At 59.7% G+C, this 21370-nt stretch carries 21 protein-coding genes; 6 read left to right on the top strand and 15 right to left on the bottom strand.

Annotated elements, in window-relative coordinates; translation table 11 throughout:
• The first annotated feature begins 240 nt into the window (after positions 1-240).
• Positions 241-486 carry a hypothetical protein gene (locus ACSOSP_RS38825; protein ID WP_031361754.1) on the top strand — a complete coding sequence of 82 codons (246 nt, stop codon included), beginning with the start codon at positions 241-243 and terminating at the stop codon, positions 484-486.
• Between the two features lie 407 nt (positions 487-893).
• Positions 894-1211, top strand: coding sequence for an H-NS family nucleoid-associated regulatory protein (locus ACSOSP_RS38820; RefSeq protein ID WP_075583396.1), 318 nt, complete (start codon positions 894-896; stop codon positions 1209-1211).
• A gap of 319 nt (positions 1212-1530) precedes the next feature.
• On the opposite strand, the gene ACSOSP_RS38815 is transcribed toward ACSOSP_RS38820, so the two are convergent.
• The 12 genes from ACSOSP_RS38815 to ACSOSP_RS38760 all read right to left on the bottom strand — a co-directional run bounded on the left by ACSOSP_RS38815 (position 1531) and on the right by ACSOSP_RS38760 (position 12582).
• On the bottom strand, positions 1531-2451 hold the full coding sequence (locus tag ACSOSP_RS38815; protein ID WP_455314310.1) for a flavin reductase: 921 nt from the start codon (positions 2449-2451) through the stop codon (positions 1531-1533).
• Positions 2452-2502: 51 nt separating this feature from the next.
• Positions 2503-3330, bottom strand: coding sequence for an alpha/beta fold hydrolase (locus tag ACSOSP_RS38810; RefSeq protein WP_455314309.1), 828 nt, complete (start codon positions 3328-3330; stop codon positions 2503-2505).
• Positions 3320-3907: an amino acid synthesis family protein gene (locus ACSOSP_RS38805; protein ID WP_299706636.1), complete on the bottom strand. Its 588-nt coding sequence runs from the start codon at positions 3905-3907 to the stop codon at positions 3320-3322. Before ACSOSP_RS38805 ends, ACSOSP_RS38810 begins: the two co-directional genes overlap by 11 nt.
• A gap of 198 nt (positions 3908-4105) precedes the next feature.
• Positions 4106-4792: a GntR family transcriptional regulator gene (locus tag ACSOSP_RS38800; RefSeq protein WP_455314308.1), complete on the bottom strand. Its 687-nt coding sequence runs from the start codon at positions 4790-4792 to the stop codon at positions 4106-4108.
• 104 nt (positions 4793-4896) lie between these two features.
• Positions 4897-5979: an ABC transporter ATP-binding protein gene (locus tag ACSOSP_RS38795; RefSeq protein ID WP_455314307.1), complete on the bottom strand. Its 1083-nt coding sequence runs from the start codon at positions 5977-5979 to the stop codon at positions 4897-4899.
• Positions 5976-6773 (bottom strand): ABC transporter permease, encoded by a 798-nt coding sequence (locus ACSOSP_RS38790; protein WP_455314306.1) that lies wholly within the window; start codon positions 6771-6773, stop codon positions 5976-5978. The genes ACSOSP_RS38795 and ACSOSP_RS38790 overlap by 4 nt, the downstream gene beginning before the upstream one ends.
• Position 6774: 1 nt before the next feature.
• Complete coding sequence (locus ACSOSP_RS38785) at positions 6775-7608, bottom strand: ABC transporter permease (RefSeq protein ID WP_455315375.1); 834 nt, start codon at positions 7606-7608, stop codon at positions 6775-6777.
• Positions 7609-7704: 96 nt separating this feature from the next.
• Positions 7705-8754, bottom strand: coding sequence for an ABC transporter substrate-binding protein (locus ACSOSP_RS38780; RefSeq protein ID WP_455314305.1), 1050 nt, complete (start codon positions 8752-8754; stop codon positions 7705-7707).
• 62 nt (positions 8755-8816) lie between these two features.
• On the bottom strand, positions 8817-9131 hold the full coding sequence (locus ACSOSP_RS38775; RefSeq protein ID WP_455314304.1) for an NIPSNAP family protein: 315 nt from the start codon (positions 9129-9131) through the stop codon (positions 8817-8819).
• A 16-nt stretch (positions 9132-9147) separates the two neighbouring features.
• Complete coding sequence (locus tag ACSOSP_RS38770; RefSeq protein WP_455314303.1) at positions 9148-10620, bottom strand: aldehyde dehydrogenase; 1473 nt, start codon at positions 10618-10620, stop codon at positions 9148-9150.
• A 15-nt stretch (positions 10621-10635) separates the two neighbouring features.
• Positions 10636-11679, bottom strand: coding sequence for an LLM class flavin-dependent oxidoreductase (locus tag ACSOSP_RS38765; RefSeq protein WP_455314302.1), 1044 nt, complete (start codon positions 11677-11679; stop codon positions 10636-10638).
• A gap of 351 nt (positions 11680-12030) precedes the next feature.
• Complete coding sequence (locus ACSOSP_RS38760) at positions 12031-12582, bottom strand: TetR/AcrR family transcriptional regulator (protein WP_455314301.1); 552 nt, start codon at positions 12580-12582, stop codon at positions 12031-12033.
• Between the two features lie 355 nt (positions 12583-12937).
• On the opposite strand from ACSOSP_RS38760, the gene ACSOSP_RS38755 reads away from it, so the two are divergent.
• Complete coding sequence (locus ACSOSP_RS38755; RefSeq protein WP_455314300.1) at positions 12938-13582, top strand: inositol monophosphatase family protein; 645 nt, start codon at positions 12938-12940, stop codon at positions 13580-13582.
• 59 nt (positions 13583-13641) lie between these two features.
• Here ACSOSP_RS38755 and ACSOSP_RS38750 read toward each other — a convergent pair whose 3' ends face one another.
• Positions 13642-14292 carry a response regulator gene (locus tag ACSOSP_RS38750; RefSeq protein WP_455314299.1) on the bottom strand — a complete coding sequence of 217 codons (651 nt, stop codon included), beginning with the start codon at positions 14290-14292 and terminating at the stop codon, positions 13642-13644.
• Complete coding sequence (locus tag ACSOSP_RS38745; protein WP_455314298.1) at positions 14289-15704, bottom strand: cache domain-containing protein; 1416 nt, start codon at positions 15702-15704, stop codon at positions 14289-14291. Before ACSOSP_RS38745 ends, ACSOSP_RS38750 begins: the two co-directional genes overlap by 4 nt.
• 280 nt (positions 15705-15984) lie before the next feature.
• Between ACSOSP_RS38745 and ACSOSP_RS38740 the strand changes: the two genes are divergently transcribed.
• The 3 genes from ACSOSP_RS38740 (at position 15985) to ACSOSP_RS38730 (ending at position 19629) form a co-directional block, all read left to right on the top strand.
• Entirely contained in the window at positions 15985-16188 is a 204-nt protein-coding gene (locus ACSOSP_RS38740) for a DUF3311 domain-containing protein (protein WP_455314297.1), read from the top strand.
• Positions 16188-17675, top strand: a complete 1488-nt coding sequence (gene mctP / locus ACSOSP_RS38735; RefSeq protein WP_455314296.1) for a monocarboxylate uptake permease MctP — start codon at positions 16188-16190, stop codon at positions 17673-17675. The genes ACSOSP_RS38740 and mctP overlap by 1 nt, the downstream gene beginning before the upstream one ends.
• A 757-nt stretch (positions 17676-18432) precedes the next feature.
• Entirely contained in the window at positions 18433-19629 is a 1197-nt protein-coding gene (locus tag ACSOSP_RS38730; protein WP_455314295.1) for a porin, read from the top strand.
• Positions 19630-19770: 141 nt separating this feature from the next.
• Here the strand turns inward: ACSOSP_RS38730 and ACSOSP_RS38725 are convergent, their stop codons facing one another.
• The gene (locus ACSOSP_RS38725; RefSeq protein WP_455314294.1) at positions 19771-21333 is read right to left on the bottom strand and encodes a DHA2 family efflux MFS transporter permease subunit; all 1563 of its coding nucleotides are present in this window, start codon (positions 21331-21333) and stop codon (positions 19771-19773) included.
• Positions 21334-21370: the final 37 nt, after the last annotated feature.

Below are 21370 nucleotides of genomic sequence, written 5' to 3'. Positions count from 1 at the left end.
AGGCGGGTGCCAGGCGTGTATCAGGCAGGTACCAGGCGGATGTCAACAGTTAAGCGGTGCGGCGAACACGCATTCGGACGCTGGACGGGTATCGTTTTGACAAGCAATAATGAGGTCGGCGGCTTTGAGATCCGCTGTCCTGCGCCCGCTTTTAGTGCCTTCCTCTGGACGGCAGCGGCGGGTAAGCCGTTCGAAGGGTCTCAACAGATAAGATGTTGAATATCGGAAGGGAGAAAATGAATGACCAGAAGTCCCGCCACAGGATCCATGACCTTGCTGACGGAGCGCGATGAAGCCACCGGTCAGGAAGTGCGAACGTTGCGCCTCGAACCTGCGCCCGACGGCAAGGCCGTCCTGCTGATTGAAGTTGATGAAAGGAAGGCCGGCATCCATCGTGAAGTGCGTTATGAAATCACGCCGGCCGAACTCATTGCGGCAATTCGTGCACATGGAGCGGAATTACCGGGCGAGCAACATAATCGCTAAAATGATTTAGGCATACAATAGCGGCATTCGGCGCTATGATTTCCTTGTGGCGCCCGCGGTTGTCTGGACGAATTGTTGAAATTTGCGGCTGCATGCATGGTGCATTTGAAACATGAGCAGCCGCCAGCCGTGCACCGATCTGGTCGTGAGCTTTCAGCCGCTGATTCGGCGGCTTACGCATCTCGCACCGGTCTCAAACACAGTAACCAGTTTGTCGAGCCGCTCGCTCGCAGGAGTCCGATTATCGGGCGCTGCGAGTTAAAGCGGCAATTTGCGGTATTACACTAATTGACGCGCGTCACTCGGCGCGCCACGATTTTAGTCAACCCACACATTCCTCGAGCCGCCCCGGTCCGCGCGGGCAGATGGCTCGCCTTCAAGAAAGTAAAAGCTGAATCAGGACAGCCGTGGACGAAAGAAAGCGAGACAGCATCATTGCCTATTTGCGCAGCCGAATGGCTGAGTTTGGCATTTCCGAAACAGCGCTGGCCGAAGCATTGGCCGACGTACCGGTTTCCGTTACCCCTCCTCCAATGACCAACGGTTCGAGCGCGGCATCCAAGCGCGCGCTGCCGTCAATGCCCTCATTGCCGGAGAGCGCCAACGGCACTGTGCCCGTATTCAGAAACGCAAGCGGCGACACGTGGGACGGGACAGGCGACATGCCAGAGTGGTTGAAGCGTGCGCAGCATGCCGGGCAGGATATCGAGTTTTACCGGGTTTAAAGCCGCTTGGCAGGGCCCGGTGGGAATTATCCGGTGAGCTTCCACTGATGCAAATAGCAGCGCCCCGCATGCCGTGCGGCAGCGGGCGACGCGTGCCTGCGCGGCACGTGAGCAGCATTTTCCGAAGATTACGTAGTCGTTCGTCCTCATCCGCCCGGGCAGTTTCGGTCATTTTCTGCAGCGGCAGTTCCGTCTGGCCGGTCGCCTTTTGTTCGTTCGCTATTTGCTTTAATGCAGGACGTGGCGAGCATCATCGCGATCGATTTCGGCGCGCCGGGTAGCGAGGGGTTCACTACCCATCCAGGCGAGTGCGAACGAATCACCCTAGCGCTTGCACCATCCCCTTCTCCACATCGCCTACATAAATACCGAACGCGTCCTCCGTTCTCTCCTTCACGTAGCGTCGCAGCATCGACGCAACGGCGGGGTCACGGATCTTGTCCCAGGGAATCGCGCCAAGCGGCACATACCGTACATTCGCGCCCGCGGGCAGATCATCAACAATGCGCCCCCGATAATAGATATGGGTAACGCCCTTCTCCTCGAACACCGCGAACAGAAAATCCAGGTTCGCATTCAGCCGATACCCGCTAAGCACGCCGCGCAAACTAGCCGCATCCGCGAGCGGTTCCAAGCGCGTCCCAATAGGTAATTGCAATGCCCCCGACGCCGTCTCGATCAGCACAAGCCCCGCAGCATGCTCGAGGATCGCCCCAACTTGAGCGCGCTGGCCGGTCGCGGCCAACGCGTCCTGCGACAAACTGAAATCCACATAAGCGCCACGGCAATACCCTAGCGGCGTCGCGCTCGTGTGCGTGAAATCCACCACGCGCCCAATCAGGATGATGTGGTCCCCCGCATCCACCACCTGATGCGTCTCACAGTCGAAACTCGCCGCCGCGCCATCCATCACCGGACTGCCGGTGCGTCGTGCATGCCAGCCGACTTGCGCGAATTTATCCGCACTCTTCGATGCAAACACGCCCGACACAGGCCGTTGATCTTCAGCAAGTACGCTGACCGCAAAACGCTGCGTCCCGGAAAACACCGGATGGCTGGAGGCCGTCTTCGCGATACAGACCAGGATCAACGCGGGATCAAGCGACACGGACGTGAACGAGTTCGCAGTAAAACCACGCGGCGAACCATCGGGTTGAATGGTCGTCACCACAGTCACGCCCGTCACGAATGCGCCCAATGCACGGCGAAACTCGGCGGTATCGAAGGAAGGCTCGTTCATGCTTTTGCTCCTTAGTTCAATCAAAGCGTCAGTCAAGCGTCAGTCAGGCGCTCAGGCGCCACTCGCTTCGCGAATGAACTGCACCAAGCGCTGGTTCACGATCGCCGGCGCGGTGACGTTCATCATATGCCGCTCATTCGCAATGATTTCGGCGCGTCCTTGCGGCGCGGCGGCCGCCATTGAATGCGACATGGCGGGACTCGAATTCGGATCGCACTCACCGGTCATGAACAACGCGGGCACGGTCAGTTGCGGCAAACGACCAACATGCGCCTGATCGGAACTCGCAAACAACCGGTAGGTCCGTGCGTAACCCTCCGGGTTCACCGTCTCCAGCAACGAACGCACAAGCTCCGCCACCTGCGCGAGATGACCCGGCACGGGATCGTCGAACCAGCGCGCCACCGTGGCGTCGATGCTCGGCTGCTCAAGCCCCCCGCCTTCCAGCGACGCTGCGCGCTGCATCACGGCGGCCCGCTGCGTAGGCGTGCGGTCGTACACCGCGTTCAGCGCAGCCACGCTCGCCACCCGCCGCGGATATTGCAGCGCAAACTCGAGCGCAATCAACGAGCCCATCGAGTGACCGACCACATGCGCCGCATCAATCTGCAAATGATCCAGCAGCGCGGCCAGCTGTCCCGCGTATTCATCGAGCGTGGGGGACGCCGCCGGCAAGCGGCTGGCGCCGTGACCCAGCATGTCGTATGACACGACCCGAAAACACAATTGCAGCGCATCCACCTGGGGCGCCCACACGCTGCGATTCATCCCCACGCCGTGGATCAGGACAAGTGCCGGGCCCTCGCCCGCCACGCTATATGCGGTGCCGTCGAATACGCCGTTCATCGACGCGTGGCTGGTCATCGTTTCATGCTTCATTGGACCCAAGCTCCTTCAGATCCTGATAGCGGTCGCCAATCCGATGATGCGGCCGCCCGCCAATCGATGCGCCCAGCGCAATCACGAGTTCATCGGGGCCGGGGGCATCGATGATCGAGAACTGGATGGTGAGGTAATGCGAGCGCATGCCTTCATCGCCCTTGTGCATGAGCGGAATGGTGACCGGACAGTTAGGACCGCCACGCAAATTCGTAAAGCTCAAATAGCTCTTCGCGCCCACGGCTTCGCGGAACTTGTTGCCAAAGCGCAGCGTGTGGATCAGCGCCGACGCATGTTCGACCTCGCCCGATGTCCCGACAATCGCCGCCTTCCCGTAACCTTCCACCGCCGCGCCCGATCCGGCGATCCGCAGGATCTCGGCCGTCAGAATCTCGCCCAGTTGCGGCGCAAGTCCGTGAATCTCGGGACGCAGGTCTTCGACGAAACCACGCCCCGCCCATGGATTGCGCAGCACCGCTGCCGCCGCAAACAGCTTCAACGGCCGCTCGGCCGCTTTACCGCCTTCGATGAAAGTGTCTTCCACATAGGTCACCAGCTTGCGAATCTCGAGTTTCATGGGGGTTTTCTCCGTAGGCAAAAACGCTGCGGCATCATGCGCTGGCGTCGTGAGAATATTATGGTATTCCATATTACTGGATGCAAGAATTTTCGACGATTGAGGGGTTTACGAGAGCACGCCGGAAAGGCTGAGGGCGAAAAAAAGGCCGTCGATGTCGACGGCCTGCATAGCCTGGAGTTCAATACCGCCGGGCGTTCACACGCTGGCTTCGGCGGCTCTCTCGGCAAGCGTGGCCATGACGATGCCGGCCGTGCGACGCACATGTTCAAGCGATGCCGCAGCGGCGGCATCGCCGTCTTTCTTGGCGATCGCGGACAGCAATTTGTTCATCTCCCGATTCGAGTCCGTGCCTCGTCCCGGCGAAGCAATGGTCACGGATCGCAACTGGTTGATCCGCGCGTTCAGCGACTTGACCACCTGATGCATCATCAGCTTGTGGCCGCCGGTGAACATGACTTCGTAAAAGCGCTCTGTGTAGGTCAGCACGCGCTTGAAGTCCGACGCATCGAAGGCATCTTCGATTTCCTTGCGAATTTCGCGTAGCTGTTTCACCAGCGCCGGGGTTGCGTGCTCGGCACACGCTCGCGCCGCCTCGGACTCCAGCAACGCACGGATTTCGTAGATCTCCTGAACCTGCTCGGGATCGAGGCGAGCCACGATCGGTCCGGAATGCGCAACGGTCTCGACCAGTCCCTCGGTCTCGAGGTGACGCAACACTTCGCGCACCACGGTCCGGCTGACGCCCAGTTGATCGCATAGCGTGCGCTCGATCAGGCGGTCGCCGGGATGATAAATGCCCTGCGAAATTGCATCGCGCAGTTTTTCCAGCGTCAGCTCGCGCAACGTCGGTGCACTTCGGTCGACACGCATTTGATCGGTCATGTTTTTTTGTCTCCGGTCTGATATCCGGAATCCCTGGTTCTTGGAATCCCATAGTATTGCACACACGTGCTTTGTTGCCACCGGCGTCAAGGTGCACGCCTTCGTCAGGCGGCGAACACCCGTGCGCTCTCGTTCTCCCATTCGAGCCATGCCCGCGCACCGACAGCCAGGCTCGGCGCATGCGAACTGATGGATGTCCGCACCGCGATCTCCTGTTCCCAAGGCGTGGAAACCGCATAGTGCATGGTGTCGCCAAGATAGGTGACATCGCGCACGACCACCTGCAAACCGCCGTCCGCAGCGTCAGACGGCTGCGCGCGAATGCGGATCTGCTCGGGACGGAGCATCAGCGCGCCGTTGTCGCCATCGTTCAGCGCGTGACCAAAGCCGCCGACGGAAACCGGTTTGCCGTTCGGAAACACCGCCTGCGACGAGCCATTGCTGCCCGCCAGCGTAACCGGCAGGAAATTCGAGTTGCCGATGAAACTCGCGACAAAGCGCGATGCCGGCTTCGCATAGAGCTCCTCGCCGCTGCCCACCTGCTCGATGCGCCCTTTGTTGAACACCGCGATCCTGTCTGACAGACGCAGCGCCTCTTCCTGGTCGTGGGTCACGTACAGGATCGTCACGCCCGTTTGCTGGTGGATGCGCCGGAGTTCCGTCTGCAGTTCCTCGCGCAGCTTTTTATCGAGTGCTGAGAGCGGTTCGTCCATCAGGAGGACCGGTGGATCGTAAGCAAGCGCACGGGCGATTGCCACGCGCTGCTGCATCCCGCCCGACAATTGATCCGGCATGCGGTCACGGCAATCGCCGAGGTGCACGAGCTTCAACATCTGCTCGACCTTCGATTTCACCTGGGCGTCGGGCAGACGTCGCACGCGCAACGGAAACGCAACGTTCTCGCCGACCGTCAGATGCGGGAAGAGCGTATAGCGCTGAAACACCATGCCGATGTTGCGCTTGTTCGGCGCAACCGACAGCAGCGACTTCCCATCGAGCAGCACGCGCCCTTCGGTTGGGGACTGAAAGCCCGCGACAATATACAACGTCGTGCTCTTGCCCGAACCCGACGGTCCGAGGAAAGTCATGAATTCGCCCTTCTTGATATCGAGCGAAACATGGTCGATAGCGACCACCTGGTCGTAGGTTTTGCGAAGCCGTTGAATCTGCAGAAACGGTGAGCTCACGATTTACCTCTCTTAAGGACAAGCCCCAGCAACATCAGGATGACAGTCAGGCCGACCAGCAGCGACGACGCCGCGGCAATCACCGGCGTCAGGTCCTGGCGCAACGTGCTCCAGATTCGCACGGGCAGCGTTTGCAAGGTCGGACTTGCCATGAAGATCGATACCACCACCTCATCCCACGACGCGAGGAACGAGAAAATGGCCGCGGCGAACAGGCCGAGACGAATGGCGGGCAGCGTCACGCGCCACTTCACTTCGAACGGACTGGCGCCGCAAATCAGCGCGGCGTCTTCGAGCGCGGTATCGAAACTTTCCAGCGAATTGCTAATGGCGATGATCGAGAACGGCAATGCAATGATCAGGTGGCCGATCACGAATCCAACCAGCGTTCCCGTCAATCCGATGCGCAGGAAAAAGCCATACAGCGCGACGGCGAGCACGACTACGGGCAACACCATTGGCGTGAGGAAAAACGCCTTCAGCAGCGCACGGCCGCGAAAATTTCCGCGCGTCAATGCAAGCGAAGCAAAGAGGCCCAGTACGACCGACAACACCATCACGACCACGCCGAGTTCAACGCTGGTCATCAGCGAGTCGAGCCAGCCCGGATCGGAAAACAGCATCGCGTACCAGCGCAAGGTCCACCCGGGTGGCGGAAACATCAGCCACTGCGAATCGCCGAACGACAACCCGACGATGAACAGCACCGGCAGCAACAGGAACAGCGATACACCCACGCCCACCGCCAGCAACGCCCAGCGCAACGGTCCGAGACGATCGAAATCGAGCAGCATGTCAGTGAACTCCCGAAGCATCCGGCGCGCGGCCGGAAAAGCGCAGTTGCACCGCATAGAGCGACAGCGTCACGAGCAGCAGCAAGAAGGCGGCGGCGCCCGCGAGCCCCCAGTTCAGCAATTGCTGCACGAGTTGCGCAATCAGTTCGGCGAGCATCATGTACTCGGGGCCGCCGAGCAGCGCGGGCGTCACGAAGTAGCCGAGCGCCATGACGAAGACCATCAATGCGCCACTCGCGATGCCGGGCATGGCGAGCGGCACCAGCACGCGCCAGAACGCCTGCCAACGGCTCGCGCCGCAGATAGCGGCTGCTCGCAGCGTAGTCGGATCGATGGCGCGCAGGGTGGCGTGCAGCGGCATCACGAGGAACGGCAACATGATGTAGGTCATGCCGATCGTGACGCCGGTCAGGTTGTTGACAAGCGTCAGCGGCTCGTGAATCACGCCCAGCCACATCAGCAGACGGTTGATCGGACCGGTCTGCTGCAGCAGCACCATCCAGGCAAAAGTGCGTGCGAGCAGGTTGGTCCACATCGAAAGCAGCAGGATGGCGAACACCAGTTTGCTGACCCAGCGCGGTGCAATGGCGAGCAGCCATGCGGTCGGGAAACCGATCACGAGCGTCACCGCCGTGACCACCGAGGCTACAAAAAAAGTGTTGCCGAAGACCCGCAAGTAAGTGGTCGAGCCGAACAGCTGCGCATAGTTCTGCAAGCCGGGCGATGGGTCCAGCACGCTCCTTAACAGCAGCGAGAGGACCGGCAGCATGAAGAACACAATCAGCAACAGCAAGGCCGGAAGCACCAGCCGCGCCCTCCTGAAACCGGCGCTCATCCTCGGCAGGGACACCGGGGAATCCGCGACAGTGCTTACTGCGTTCGACATGACAACTCCTTCAAGATGATCGGCAGCCATTACTCGTCTTCAGGCTTACTTCGATTGCCACGCATACCAGCGCTTGGCGATTTCGTCGCGATGATCGGCCCAGTACTTCATGTCGAGGTTGATCTGCGTCGCCTTGTACTGGTCCGGCTGGGTCTTCGCGACATCGGCGGGAAGCAGTGCAGCCGATTTCAAATTGATGGGCGCGTAGCCCGTTTCAGCCGCGAAATTCGCCTGCGCCTGCGCGCTGGTCGCCGTGGCGAGGAACTTCATGGCCTCGTCCTTGTGCTTCGCGCCCTTGGGCACCACGAGCATGTCGGCAGCGGTCAGGTTCTGGTTCCACGACACGCCCACATCCACGCCGGTCTGCTGCAACGCATGCAGGCGGCCGTTCCAGAATACGCCGAGCGGCGCCTCGCCCGATGCCATCAACTGCTGCGACTGCGCGCCGCCGCTCCACCAGACAATGTCGCTCTTGATGGTGTCGAGCTTCTTGAACGCGCGATCGAGGTCGAGCGGATACAGCTTGTCGGGCGCGACGCCGTCGGCGAGCAACGCGACTTCGAGTACGCCCGGTGCGGACCATTTGTAGAACGTGCGTTTGCCGGGGAAGCGTTTTGTGTCGAAGAGATCGGCGTAGTTGGCAGGCGCGCCGCTCTTGAACGTTGCCTTGTTGTATCCCAGCACGAACGAATAATAGAAACTCCCGACGGCACCCGGCGACATGAAACGCGGGTCGAGCTGGGCCTTGTTCACCACCGAATAATCGATCGGTTCGACCAGTCCGTCGCGCAGTGCGGCATATGCAAAATCGCCTTCCACGTCGACCACATCCCACTGCACGTTGCCGCTATCGACCATCGCCTTGAGCTTGCCGTAGTCGGTCGGGCCGTCCATCAGCACCTGGACTCCCGATGTCTGGGTGAAGGGCGTCGCCCAGTCTTTCTGCTGAGCTGATTGCGTCGTGCCGCCCCAACTGGCGAAGACGATCGGCGCGGCCGCTGCAAACACGGGCGCGCTAACCGATGCGGTAACCGAAACTACAGCGGTAACGAACAATGCGCGCACCAGGGCGTGCAAATTTAACGATTGCTGCATGACGACTGCTCCTTGAAAGGAAACGGCTGGCTTTGAGAGGACTTGAGCCTGAACGGCTGGTTTTACTTGAGCGGCGAAAATGCAGCGGGCTTCATGATCTTGCTTTCCATCGTTTCCAGCAGCGCCTGGATCTTCGGTGCGAATGCCTGCCACGCCGGGTCTTCAGCGAGGCGCTGACGACGCGCTTCGCGGTCGTCGAGGCTCGAGTAAGCCCACATGTGAACGATCTGGTTGAGCGGCCCGATCTCGGAGAAGAAGTAGCCCACGAGTTCTCCCAGATGCTCCTTCTGCAACGCGATGCCCTCTTCCTCGACCAGTTTCAGATACGCGGGAACTGCGCCGGTGCGGATCTTGTAAGTGCGGATTTCGTAGTACATGGCGGCTCTATCTGTTTCAACGCATGACGAAGGGATCGGCGATCGGCTCGTCCGATGTGCGGATCCACACGGATTTGGTGCGGGTGTAGTCGAGCACGGCATCGAGACCGCCTTCGCGTCCGAGACCGCTCAACTGGTAGCCGCCGAACGGAACGATTGGCGAGACTGCGCGATAGGTATTCACCCAGACGATGCCGGCGCGAAGCCTGCGTGTCAGCCGATGAGCGCGCGTCAGGTCGCGCGTGAATACGCCTGAGGCCAAGCCGTAGCGCGTGTCGTTTGCGAGCGCAATGGCCTGCTCTTCGGTATCGAAACTCATCACGCTGAGCACCGGGCCGAACAGTTCCTGCGCGACGCTCGGCACGTCTGAAGTCGCGCATTCGACAATGGTCGGCTCGAAGTAAAACCCGTTGCCCATGCCTTCGGGACGATGGCCGCCAGTCAGCAGCTTTGCGCCTGCGGCGAGGCTTGCCGCCAGCACCGATTCAATGTGGTCACGCTGCTTGATTGTCGCAAGCGGGCCCATTTCCGTATCCACGTTTTGCGGATCGCCTATCTTGATGGCCCGCGCTTTCTCGACCAGTTTCGCCAGCAGCCGCTCGCGAATGCCGCTCTGCACGAGGAGCCGCGAACCCGCCACGCAACTCTGCCCCGTGGCCGCAAAAATCCCGGCGATGACTGCGTTGCTGACGCTTTCCACGTCGGCGTCATCGAAGACCAGTACCGGCGATTTACCGCCCAGTTCCAGCGACGTCGCAGCCAGGTTCTCAGCCGAGTTCCGCACGATATGGCGCGCGGTTTCAGGCCCCCCAGTGAACGCAATTTTCGCGACCAGCGGATGCGTGGTGAGCGCATGACCGCAATCAGCGCCGAAACCAGTCAGGATGTTCACTACGCCTGCCGGAAAGCCTGCTTCGTGAATCAGTCGCGCAAATGCGAGCAGCGGCGCAGGGCCCTCTTCCGACGCCTTGATGACGATCGTGCAACCCGCCGCGAGCGCCGGTCCAATCTTCACCGCCGATAAAAACAGTTGCGAGTTCCACGGCACGATTCCGGCCACGACACCCACCGGTTCGCGTCGAAGAAACACTTCCATGTCGGGCTTGTCGACAGGAAGATAGGCCCCTTGAATCTTGTCCGCGACGCCCGCGTAGTAGCGGTAATACTCGGCGACATAACCAATCTGGCTGCGCGTCTCGCGGATGATCTTGCCGGTGTCGGCGGTTTCCAGTTCAGCCAGCTCCTGCGCGTTGGCCGCAACGAGGTCGGCGAGCCGATACAACAGCTTGCCGCGCTGGCTTGCATTCAGGTTGGCCCACTCTGCCGAGAACAGCGCGCGGTCGGCCGCTCTGACTGCACGGTCGACATCCGCCGCGCTAGCCGCGGGCATGCTCGCCCACGCGTCGCCGGTCGCCGGATTGATGCTGTCGAAGCTCTGCAAGGCGTCGCTGAATTCGCCATCGATGTAATGCTGGAACGTCCGCAACATGTGATCTGCTCCGGGTTAGCGAGCGTCGAACGCGGGCATCACGTCGGCAATGAACAGTTCCAGCGAACGGCGCTTGCGCTCGAAGCTCATGTTGCTGTCGAGCCAGAAGCTGTATTGATCGAAGCCGAGTTCTTCATACTGTTTCAACCGGTCGATGACATCGGCGGCCTGGCCGATCACCAGGTTCTTGCGAATCTGCTCCGGGGTGTACTGCGGGAACGAAGCGATGTCGGCTTCCGTCAGCGGTTCAATGAACCCCTGCTTCACCGGCCGCTCGTTCTTGAACCACTTGCTGAAATAACAATAGAAGCGGCTCAGGTCCGCGACAGCCGCGTCGACTTCCGCCGCATCCGCGCCCACGAAGGTGTGCATCAGCATCATGATCTGCGGACGCGGCACGTCGGGGTTCGCCTTGCAGGCCGCGTTGAAACGGTCCATCAGGTTCACCACTTCACCGTCACCCGCCGCCAGCGACGTGACCTGCACATGGCAGCCGTTCCTCACCGCGAACTCATGCGAGTTCGGGTCACGCGCGGCGAGCCACATCGGCGGATTGGGCTGCTGGATCGGGCGCGGCACCGGCGTGGTCGAAGGCCACGACCAGAACTCGCCCTGATGCGCGTAGTCGCCCTTGAACAGGTTCTGCAATGCCGGCACGAGCTCGCGCATCCGTGCGCCGGCGCCGAACGCGTCGAGGCCTGGCAGCAGGCGTTCGTATTCGAAGGAATACGCACCGCGCGCGATGCCGAGGTCGAGACGCCCGTTGCTCGCGACATCGACCATGCCGGCTTCACCTGCAAGGCGGATCGGGTGCCAGAACGGTGCGATCACCGTGCCGGTGCCAAGACGAATGCGTTCGGTGCGCGCTGCAAGGTACGAAAGGTTGATGAACGGGTTCGGCGCGATCGTGAATTCCATCGCGTGATGCTCGCCGACCCACGCGGTTTCGAAGCCGCCCTTTTCCGCGATCTGGACAAGTTCGGTGAGTTCGTCGAAGAGTTGCCGATGCGACGTCTGCGCGTCGTAACGCTCCATGTGGAGAAACAGCGAGAATTTCATGATCGACCTATGTGCAGGAAACATGCTGGAAAACAGTCCGTCTTGCTGCGGGCGCGATGAACTCGAGCGTCTGGCCGAGCGCGTCCCGCTTCGTGTCGACCGCTTGAACGTTGCGGCTGGTATTACGGTATTCCAACGAATGTCGCAAATCAAGCGTTTCAATATTATGGTATTCCATAATATTAGATGCGCGTTTGGATGGATTTGGGGAAACGGAGTCAGGCGTGGATCGCGCGGTTGAGCCCGTCCTGCAACGAACCGGGAGGGTGAAACGGCTGGCGCAGGCGTGTGCGCGAGAGATGCAGCAGATGAATAAGCTGAGGGATTGCGTGCGACTGGCTTATGGCCGTCTTACGGTCGTTCTTGCGGCCGTTCCAGGTAGCCGAAGACCGCGCGGGTCACGCGGCGTTCCAGTTCTTCGATGTCCGTTTCACCGCGCTCGCCGGCGGAATCGGTCAGTCCTCGGGTGATCGCCAGGATGTCGTAGGCGAGGACGTCGACGTCCTCTTGCGAACACTCCGGCCGTTTCTTCAGCACCTCGGCAATTGCCGAATGAATGGAGCTGCCGACACGCACGGCATGCGCCGGAAACGGCAATCGTGCCTCCTCGAAATCGAGCAGGCGAGCGAGTTTCGGACGTGTGAGCTGATGCTCCGTCGCCCCGCGAATCATTGACCTAAGCGCGTTTGCCCAGTCGTCCATGCGAGCCGCCTTCGTCATGGCGTCCAGCAAGACGGCGGACTCCTGCTCGATCAGCGCGATGGTAATGGCGTCCTTACCGGGGTAGTACTGGTACAACGAGCCGATACTCACGCCCGCTCGCTCGGCAATTGAATTGGTCGTGTAACCGTCGAAACCCTGCTCCTCCAGAATGCGAGCAGCCGCTTCGAGGATGACGCCCACAGTTCGGCTCGAACGTGGCTGAGCCGGTTGTTTTCTGGGGTTCAGGCGGGTAGCGGAGCGCGGTGGCGTCATGTCAGGAATGCGAGTAGCCGATGTGAGCTTGTGCTCGTATTATCTATCAAACGTTTGGAAGACTGTTTCGCCGAATGTTTTGACCGATTTCTTTTTGGCTTGCCAAGCCTCCTTTGAACTTCCACTTGATCTCATGATAATTAGCGATCCTCATATTTGTTCCGCATTGATCCGTGGTGTTACTGATCAACTAGCCGCATTGGCCACGCCGCCCGAGCCGGACGAGACGGTCAACCAGCTTATACAACGTGTCACTCAGGCAAGCACGTGGGCCACGACGGTCATGCGAACGGCACTTAGGCGGCACTATCCCGACATTGCATGGTCCAGTTCGGAGGCCCAGCCGGACAAGCCCGATGAAGCTGCTGCGAGTCCGTACTGGGTCTATGACCCAATTGACGGCGCGTATCACTATCTTCAGGGATTGCCGCTATGGTCCAGCTCGCTGGCTTTGATCAGCGAAGGCCGTCCGGTCTTTTCAATCGTCTACGATCCATCGGCGCGTGAGCTTTTCGTCGCGACGGAATCCGGCGGGGCGACGCTCGACGGAGCGCCCTTGCGGGTATCGGGAAAGTCGGAGTTGCGCGCTGCGGTTGTTGCCACCGCATTGCCTCCTTTTGGATACGGAGACGAGGATGAACACCATCGATCGCTTGCGTTGCTTGGAGCAATGTGCAGGCGTGTGTTTGTCGTGCGGCAGATGGCGTCAGCGTCGCTGCAGTTGGCTTATGTGGCCGCGGGACGGCTGGATGCTTATTGGGAAACAGGTAACGATTTATACGACTGGATGGCGGGTGCGCTGCTGGTTCGGGAAGCCGGAGGTCAGGTCACCGACCTGGCCGGTGCGCCCCTAGGCTCAAGTGCGAATGGCATTGCAGCGACGCCAGCCGGGCTTGCGGTTGAGTTGCTTGAGGGTCTGGCGGATTAAGGAACGTCGAACGCTTGCCGACGCACAGGCTATCCGGCGTTGGCCCTACACCGCCACAACTAGTGTTTGAAAAACTCGACGGCAAATTTGATGAGTTCCGCCTGGCCTTCAATCTCCAGTTTTCTCTTGATGGACATCCTGTGTGTCTCCACCGTCCGAATTGAAAGCTCGTGCAACACTGCGATCTGCTTGTTTGACAATCCGTCTGCTATGTCTCGCAGCAGCTCTTGCTCGCGAGGCGTCAATTTTTTCATCTGCAGGTAGCGAACGGACTCGAGTGCGAGACCTTTTATAGGGAGCGAGGCAGTCTGCTTGAGGTGGTCGTTGAAGTAGGCGCCACCACCCAGGATGGTGTAAATAGCCGCGATGATTTCCGTGGCAGGTGCATCTTTCAATACGTACCCGCTCGCGCCTGCCGCCCTCGCCTCGGCCATATATTCCGCATTGTTGTGCATCGATAAAACGAGGACATGCATCTCCGGTCGACGCGCCCGGATTTCCCGCGTGAGCGCCACTCCGCTGCCGCCTTTCATGCTCAGGTCGGTCAAGACCAGATGCGGCCCGAGACGCTCGATCGCGCTTAGCGCGTCAGGCATATTGCTCGCCTCGCCCACTACTCGAAAACCTTCTATTGCATCCAGACGCAGCCTCAGACCGTCGCGCACAAGCTGATGATCGTCTACTAGCAAAATGTCGATAGTGCCTGTCATGTCCTGGCGCGGCCCGATGCGGTTGAAGGAAGGTCGACAGGGATGACCGCTTTCAGCTCGGTTTCTCCCTGTCGCGATTGAATCACGAAAGTGCCGTTGAGCGACTCCACACGCTCGCGCATATTGCGCAGTCCGATTCCTCGACGGGGATCGGACTGTACAGCGTCGTAACCAAAACCGATGCCATCATCGGCTATGGTCAGGATCACCTGGCCCGGCGCGCAGGCCAGCGTTATGCGAGCGCTGGATGCATGCGCATGACGCTGGATATTCGTCAGCGCTTCCTGCGCCACGCGAAACAGCGCCGTATTCACCGCGTCGGGCAACGGATGCGCGTCGCTTGACGCGGCATCAACCGCAATATTCGTGTGAGGCGTCTTGCCCGTTTCGTTGAACTCGAACGCCAGCTGGCGAAGCGCGGCGCCCAAGCCGAGATCGTCCAGCATGGCCGGGCGCAGATCGTGAGAGATCTGCCTGATTTCGGCCAGCGTTCGATTGGTTTGGGCCAGCGCATTGTGTATGGGTGGCCCGCTTGCATCGTTTCGATCCGAGTTCGACGGCTTGAGCGCAAGCGCCGATTCCAGCAATAGCTTGATCGACACGAGCATCTGGCTGATGCCGTCGTGAAGCTCACGTGAGAGCCGGCCTCTTTCCGCCTCCTGCGATTCGACCACCTGGCGGGCCATGATCTTCAGTTGCGCGTCCGAGCTGCGGTGATCGGTCACGTTCAATGCGATGCCGCACGCGCAAATGAAGCCCATGCCCAGTGCACCGATTAGCCCGATGAGGAACAGGGTGTGACGAATATTGGAAGATGCCTGCCGGCCGGTTTGCAAGAGCGCCATGTTGACGTCGTCCAGGTAGATGCCGGTACCGACCATCCATCCCCACCGTTCGAATGTCACGACGTAACCTAACTTGGATTCGAGCTTATGAGTCGATGGACGCTCCCACAAATATTCCACGAAACCGCCGCCGTTCCTCGCCTTTTTCAATAGAGACTGAATAGTCAGCGCGCCATTAGGATCGTGCATGGACCATAGATTGGTCCCGACGAGCTCCGACTGGCGGGGGTGCATCAGCAGATTGCCTTGCAGGTCGTAGACGAAGAAATAGCCGTCGTTACCGAACTCCAGTTTCGACAATACCGCCAGCACCTGGGCGCGTGTGTCAGGATCGTCACGGCCGGAGTTGTACAACGGCGCGACCGCGCTTTCGGCTAGCGCAACATAATTCTTGAGCTCGACTTCCTTGCTGCTTCGGTAAGCGGCCGCAATGGCGCGCTGCTCCGAAGTCGACAAGGCGCTGGCTTGCAAGGACACCGCGACAGCGATCGTCGCCATTGCTCCGATGAACGGCAGAAGAGCGAGCACCAGCCACTTACGCCTCATTCCGTGCAAAGAGAGTCGCATCCAAAAGGTTCCGCGTAGAAGTTAGACCGGCGGACAAACGGGCCGCCCGGTTCGGATTGTGCCATCGGAGCGCCGGGAGTTCTTAAGCGGCTCCGGGTCTGCGTAGTAATACGTAGGGTGATTCCGCGCTTGACGATCGATCGATGCGCTCTGCGCCAAGCGTTGCTTGCCCCGCTTGATTGATGCACACGCTTCTACGTATTACTACGGAAGGCGGCTCAAGAAATTCCACCAATACTCCGGCTCCAGTTCCAGAAGAAACTGAATCCAGGAGATTGATATGAGCTCAGAAAGCATCCCCGGCAGAGCGCGCACAGCGGGCACGCTGTTGCTGTTGATTCCCTACGTGGCCTTATTGTGGCTGCCTTTTTATAACGAAACGCACCCCTCGTTGATGGGTTTCCCGTTTTTCTATTGGTACCAGTTGTTGTGGGTGCCGCTGACGTCGTTGATTCTATACGTGGTTTATAGGTGGGTCCGATAATGCCGACGACATTCAACTGGACCTCCGGTCTCGTATTCCTTGGATTTTTTGCACTGGTCACGGTGCTTGGCTTTTTCGCCGCACGCTGGAAGGCGGGCGACCTGACCCAATTGCACGAATGGGGTCTGGGCGGCCGGCAGTTTGGCGCCGTCATTTCGTGGTTCCTGGTGGGCGGCGATTTCTATACTGCATACACCGTCATCGCGGTGCCCGCGCTGGTTTATGCGGTCGGCGCCTATGGATTTTTCGCGCTGCCTTACACCATCATCGTCTATCCCTTCGTCTTCGCAGTGATGCCAAAGTTGTGGTCGGCCTGTCAGAAGAGCAACCACATCACGGCGGCCGACTTCGTGCAGGGCATCTATGGCGGACGCTGGTTTGCAGCGGCCATCGCGCTGACTGGGATTGTCGCGACCATGCCTTATATCGCGCTGCAACTCGTCGGCATGCAGGTGGTGATCAAGAGCCTGGGGGTGACCGGCGAGCTGCCGCTGGTCGTCGCTTTCGTGATCCTCGCCGTGTACACGTATGCAAGCGGCTTGCGCGCACCGGCCATGATCGCGTTTGTTAAAGACATCATGATCTACATCGTGGTGATCGCGGCGATCTGGCTGATTCCCAGCAAGCTGGGCGGCTATGCGTCAGTATTCGACGCCGCGGATCACTTCTTCACCGCTAAAGGCGGTGCGACGGGCATCACGCTCAAGGCTAGCCAGTTCACGGCCTATGCATCGCTGGCATTCGGGTCGGCAATGGCGGCCTTCATGTATCCGCATACTCTGACGGGCGTGCTGAGTTCGAAAAGCGCCAGGACGATCAAGCAGAATGCTATCGCCCTGCCCGCTTACACGCTGCTGCTGGGCCTGATTGCGCTTCTCGGTTACATGGCGATTGCGGCGGGCGTGAAGGTGACGTCGGCGACCGATGTGGTGCCTGCGTTGTTCCTCAAATTGTTCCCGTCGTGGTTCGTCGGCTTTGCTGCCGCCGCGATTGCGATCAGCGCGCTGGTCCCTGCCGCCATCATGTCGATAGGGTCGGCCAATCTGTTCACGCGCAATTTGTGGAAGCCGCTGATCCAGCCGAATATCACTCCCTCGCAGGAAGCCAGTAATGCGAAAGTGGTCTCGCTGGCCGTGAAGCTGGGCGCGCTGGTGTTCATCATTTTCCTGCCAACGCAGTTCGCAATCGACCTGCAATTGCTTGGCGGCGTCTGGATCTTGCAAACGTTTCCCGCGGTGGTCTTTTCGCTCTATACGCGCTGGCTCAAGCTGCCCGCGCTATTTATTGGCTGGATAGCGGGTATTGGCCTGGGAACCACGCTCGCATTTATGCAAGGCATCAAGCCTATCTACGCCCTTCATCTGGGGGATGCCACGTATCCGGTTTATATCGGCGTGCTCGCGCTGGCAGTCAATATTGTCCTGACCGTCGTACTGTCGGCTGTGCTGCCTGCGAAGAGTGCGTCCATGACTCGGGCTGGGGTCTAGAACGGGGCATTGAAAACGAAGTAGTCGCAAACAACCACCGGCGCGAGCGAAAACCAACGTGTTACCGCTCGCGCCAGCCGTGCCCCTGCTGCGCGCGAAACAACTCGAACCCACTGGCTTTCTCTAGCGCGATGCGCCAGTCGATCGCATCGCCCGAGCTCCATATTCTCTCAGCCAGCGTCGCACTGCGCGAAGGCGATGCTCATACGCCAGCAGCGCTGGACATGAAAAGGCAGCTCGCCGACATGCGCTCGAACCGGCGTCATCTGATAACGGCGACCCTCGCTGCTTGCATGAAATGACAAAGGTTTCTCCGGCCTTTGCATAAAGCGCTCATCTCGCGCTTAAGGTTCTGCGTAAATATCTGCCTGGCGCAGACAAGCCTGAATTTGCTCCAAATTGCGAGCCTTTCAATAGATTGTTGTTCAAATAATACGCATACGAATTGAATGTCGCGTGTGCCACGAAGCTAAGTACCATTTCACACAAATGAAATCGGACCCCTTTAAGGTTCGTCGAGCCGGTCGTTCTTTACCCTTCGAAACCCTTACACACCGATGGATACAGGGCGATTCACCTGCTTGTGACCGGATCGATCCCATGTTGGACGGTTTGGGATACTAATTATTTCGGCCATATGAATTTTCGATATGTCGCTTTAGAAAGAAACGGAATAACCAAACAATCAAACATCGGTGGGACTTTCCGGCCCCATCAAATAGCATATTTCTTCTTTTACCAACTGAAGCACAACAAAATGAAAATCCAAAAGACCACGGCTGCCATCCTTGCTATCGGAGCATTGTCCGGCGTCGCACACGCACAAAGCAGCGTCACCCTGTACGGCCTTGCCGACGCCGGCTTTCTCTTCAACAACAACATCAAGGGCAGCAAGATGTACGGTCTGTCGAGCGCCAATTCATCGCGCTGGGGCTTGCTGGGTTCCGAAGATCTGGGTGGCGGCCTCAAGGCAATCTTCACCCTTGAAAACGGTTATACCATCGGCACCGGCGCACTGAGCCAGGGCGGCCTGGAGTTCGGCCGCAAGGCCTTCGTCGGCCTGTCGAGCAGTACCTACGGTACCGTGACGCTGGGCCGCCAGTACTCGGCGAGCAATGACGCAACGTCCTCGTTCGCATCCGGCGCCGACTGGGCTGCATCGGGCCTCGGCTACGGTACGCGCGCCGGCGACGTGGATAACGTGGATACGTCGAACCGCATCCAGAACGCGATCAAGTACACGAGCCCGAACTACCGTGGCCTGACGGTCGGCGTCCTGTACAGCCTGGGCGGCCAGGCCGGCCAGTTCTCGAGGAACGAAGTCACCGATGCGGCCGTGTCGTACCTGAACGGCCCGCTCAAACTTGGCGTGAGCTACAACTTCACCAAGGACCCGTACTACGCGACGTTCGGCAACCAGGGCAACTCGTCGACGCCGACTTCAGCCGCGGGCGGCACCAACAACATGGCAAGCCGTATTTACGGCGGCTACGCGTCGGCAGGCTCGCAGCAGATCATCACGGCCGGCGGTTCGTACGTGCTGGGATCGGCGACGATCGCCCTGCTGTACTCGAACACGCAGTTCCAGAACCTCGGTCAGGTCAATGCAATCGGCAGCTACGGCACCAAGTACAACGGCGGCACCGCTACGTTCAATTCGGGCGAACTGAACGTGAAGTACGCGTTGACCCCGGCTCTTACGGTGGCCGGCGCCTACATCTACACGCATAACAGCGGCGCCGACGGCGTTGGCAGCGCCAAGTACAACCAGTTCAACCTGGGCACCATCTACTCGCTGTCCAAGCGTACGACGCTCTACGCAACCGGCTTCTTCGAAACGGCTTCGGGTGTGGATTCGACGGGCAAGCAGGCTGTAGCGGACTTCAGCGGATCGTCCTACTCGTCCAACAACCACCAGTTGGCAGCCATTGTTGGCATCACGCACAAGTTCTAAATGTTGATTTAACGCTTGAGGGGTGCGCTCCCAAGCGTTTCTTGCAGCACACGGCCTTCTCTCTTCGGATTCAACCGGACAGAGAAGGCCGTTTTTTTCAACGTGACACCCGTACTCCTGCCGGGCCCGCCGGCTTCAAACCTAGTGCCCCCCTGCTCCAGCGGCCGCTGCCGCACCATCCTTGCTCGGCTTGGTGATCCAGATAAGCGGGATGATCGCGATGAAAATGACCGCCGACAACCAGAAGATATCGTTCAGTCCAAGCATCGCAGCCTGCGTGTTGAGCGATGATTCGAAGAACGCCATTGCTTGCGCCGCGCTTCCTCCAAGCGTGTTCTGCAATGCAGCGATACTCGCGACGAAGTTCGGACTATTGACACTCGTTTGTTCAGCCAGCTGAGCGTGATGCAGGATCGTCCGGTCGTTCCAGCCGGTACTCACGAGCGACGTTCCAACGGCGCCCGCGAAGACCCGCGTGAAGTTCGACAGCCCCGCGGCAGCGGGTATCTTGTCCGCCGGCAAGCCCGACAAGATGATCGCCGTCAGCGGCACGAAAAACAGCGCGGTAGGCACGCCTTGCAGCAAGGTCGGAAGGACCAGGGTCCAGGTATCGACGCCCGTCGTGTAAAACGAACGCATGAAAAACACGCCGGCAAAACCGAGAAAAGCCAGCGTGGCAAGCACCCGTGCGTCGCTCTTCGGCATGATCTTGGCCATCACCGGCGTCAGCAACACGGCAAAGATACCCAGCGGTGCGGTAGCAAGACCGGCATCGACGGAACGGTAGTTCAGGTACTGCTGCATCCACGTCGGCAAGATCACGAGGTTCGAGAAGAAGAGCGCATACGCGACTGAAATCGCGACGGTTCCCCCCAGGAAATTACGTCCCTTGAAGAGCCGGAGATTGATGATCGGATTTTTTTCCGTCAACTCCCAGATCATGAAAAACACGAAGCTGATCAACGCAAAGAGCCCCAACGCGACAATCACCGGCGAGGTGAACCAGTCGAGGTCCTTGCCTTTATCGAGCATGATCTGCAACGAGCCGACCCACGCGATCAACGAGATCAGGCCCACTTTGTCGATGGGGATCCGCTTCACCGGCGTCTCGCGCGTCCGGTAGATCGCCCACGTCACGCCGGCTGCAAACAGGCCCACCGGAATGTTGATGTAGAAGATCCACGACCACGAGTAGCTATCGGTGATCCAGCCACCCAGCGCCGGTCCGACGATCGGGCCTACCGTCGCGGTCATGGCCCACAACGCCAGCGCGTGCGAGCTCTTTTCCTTCGGATATGAACCAAGCAGGATGGCCTGCGAGAGCGGGATCAGCGGGCCGGCGACCGCGCCTTGCAGAATCCGCGCGCCAAGCAGCACGGGAAGGTTGGGCGCGAGGCCGCACATCCATGAAGACACCACGAACAACAGGATCGCCCACACGAACAGCTTCACCTGCCCGACCCGCTGCGTGAGCCAGCCGGTCAGCGGGATCGAAATGGCGTTGGCCGCGGCGAACAGGGTAATGACCCACGTGCCTTCATCGACCGAGACGCCCAGGTTGCCCGAGATGGTCGGGATCGCAACATTCGCAATCGACGAATCCAGCACGTTCATGAACGTGGCAAGTGCAACGGCGAGCGTGGCAAGCGCCAACTTCCCGCCGGTGAGTGGCGCGAGCGCGCCGGACTGAGACGACGTATTCATGGCTGCTCCCAAGGACACACTAAATCTGACTTGTCAG

The sequence above is a fragment of the Caballeronia sp. KNU42 genome (assembly GCF_053760385.1).
Note: the sequence above shows the minus strand (reverse complement) of the source record. Positions and strands in the feature narration are given on the sequence as shown.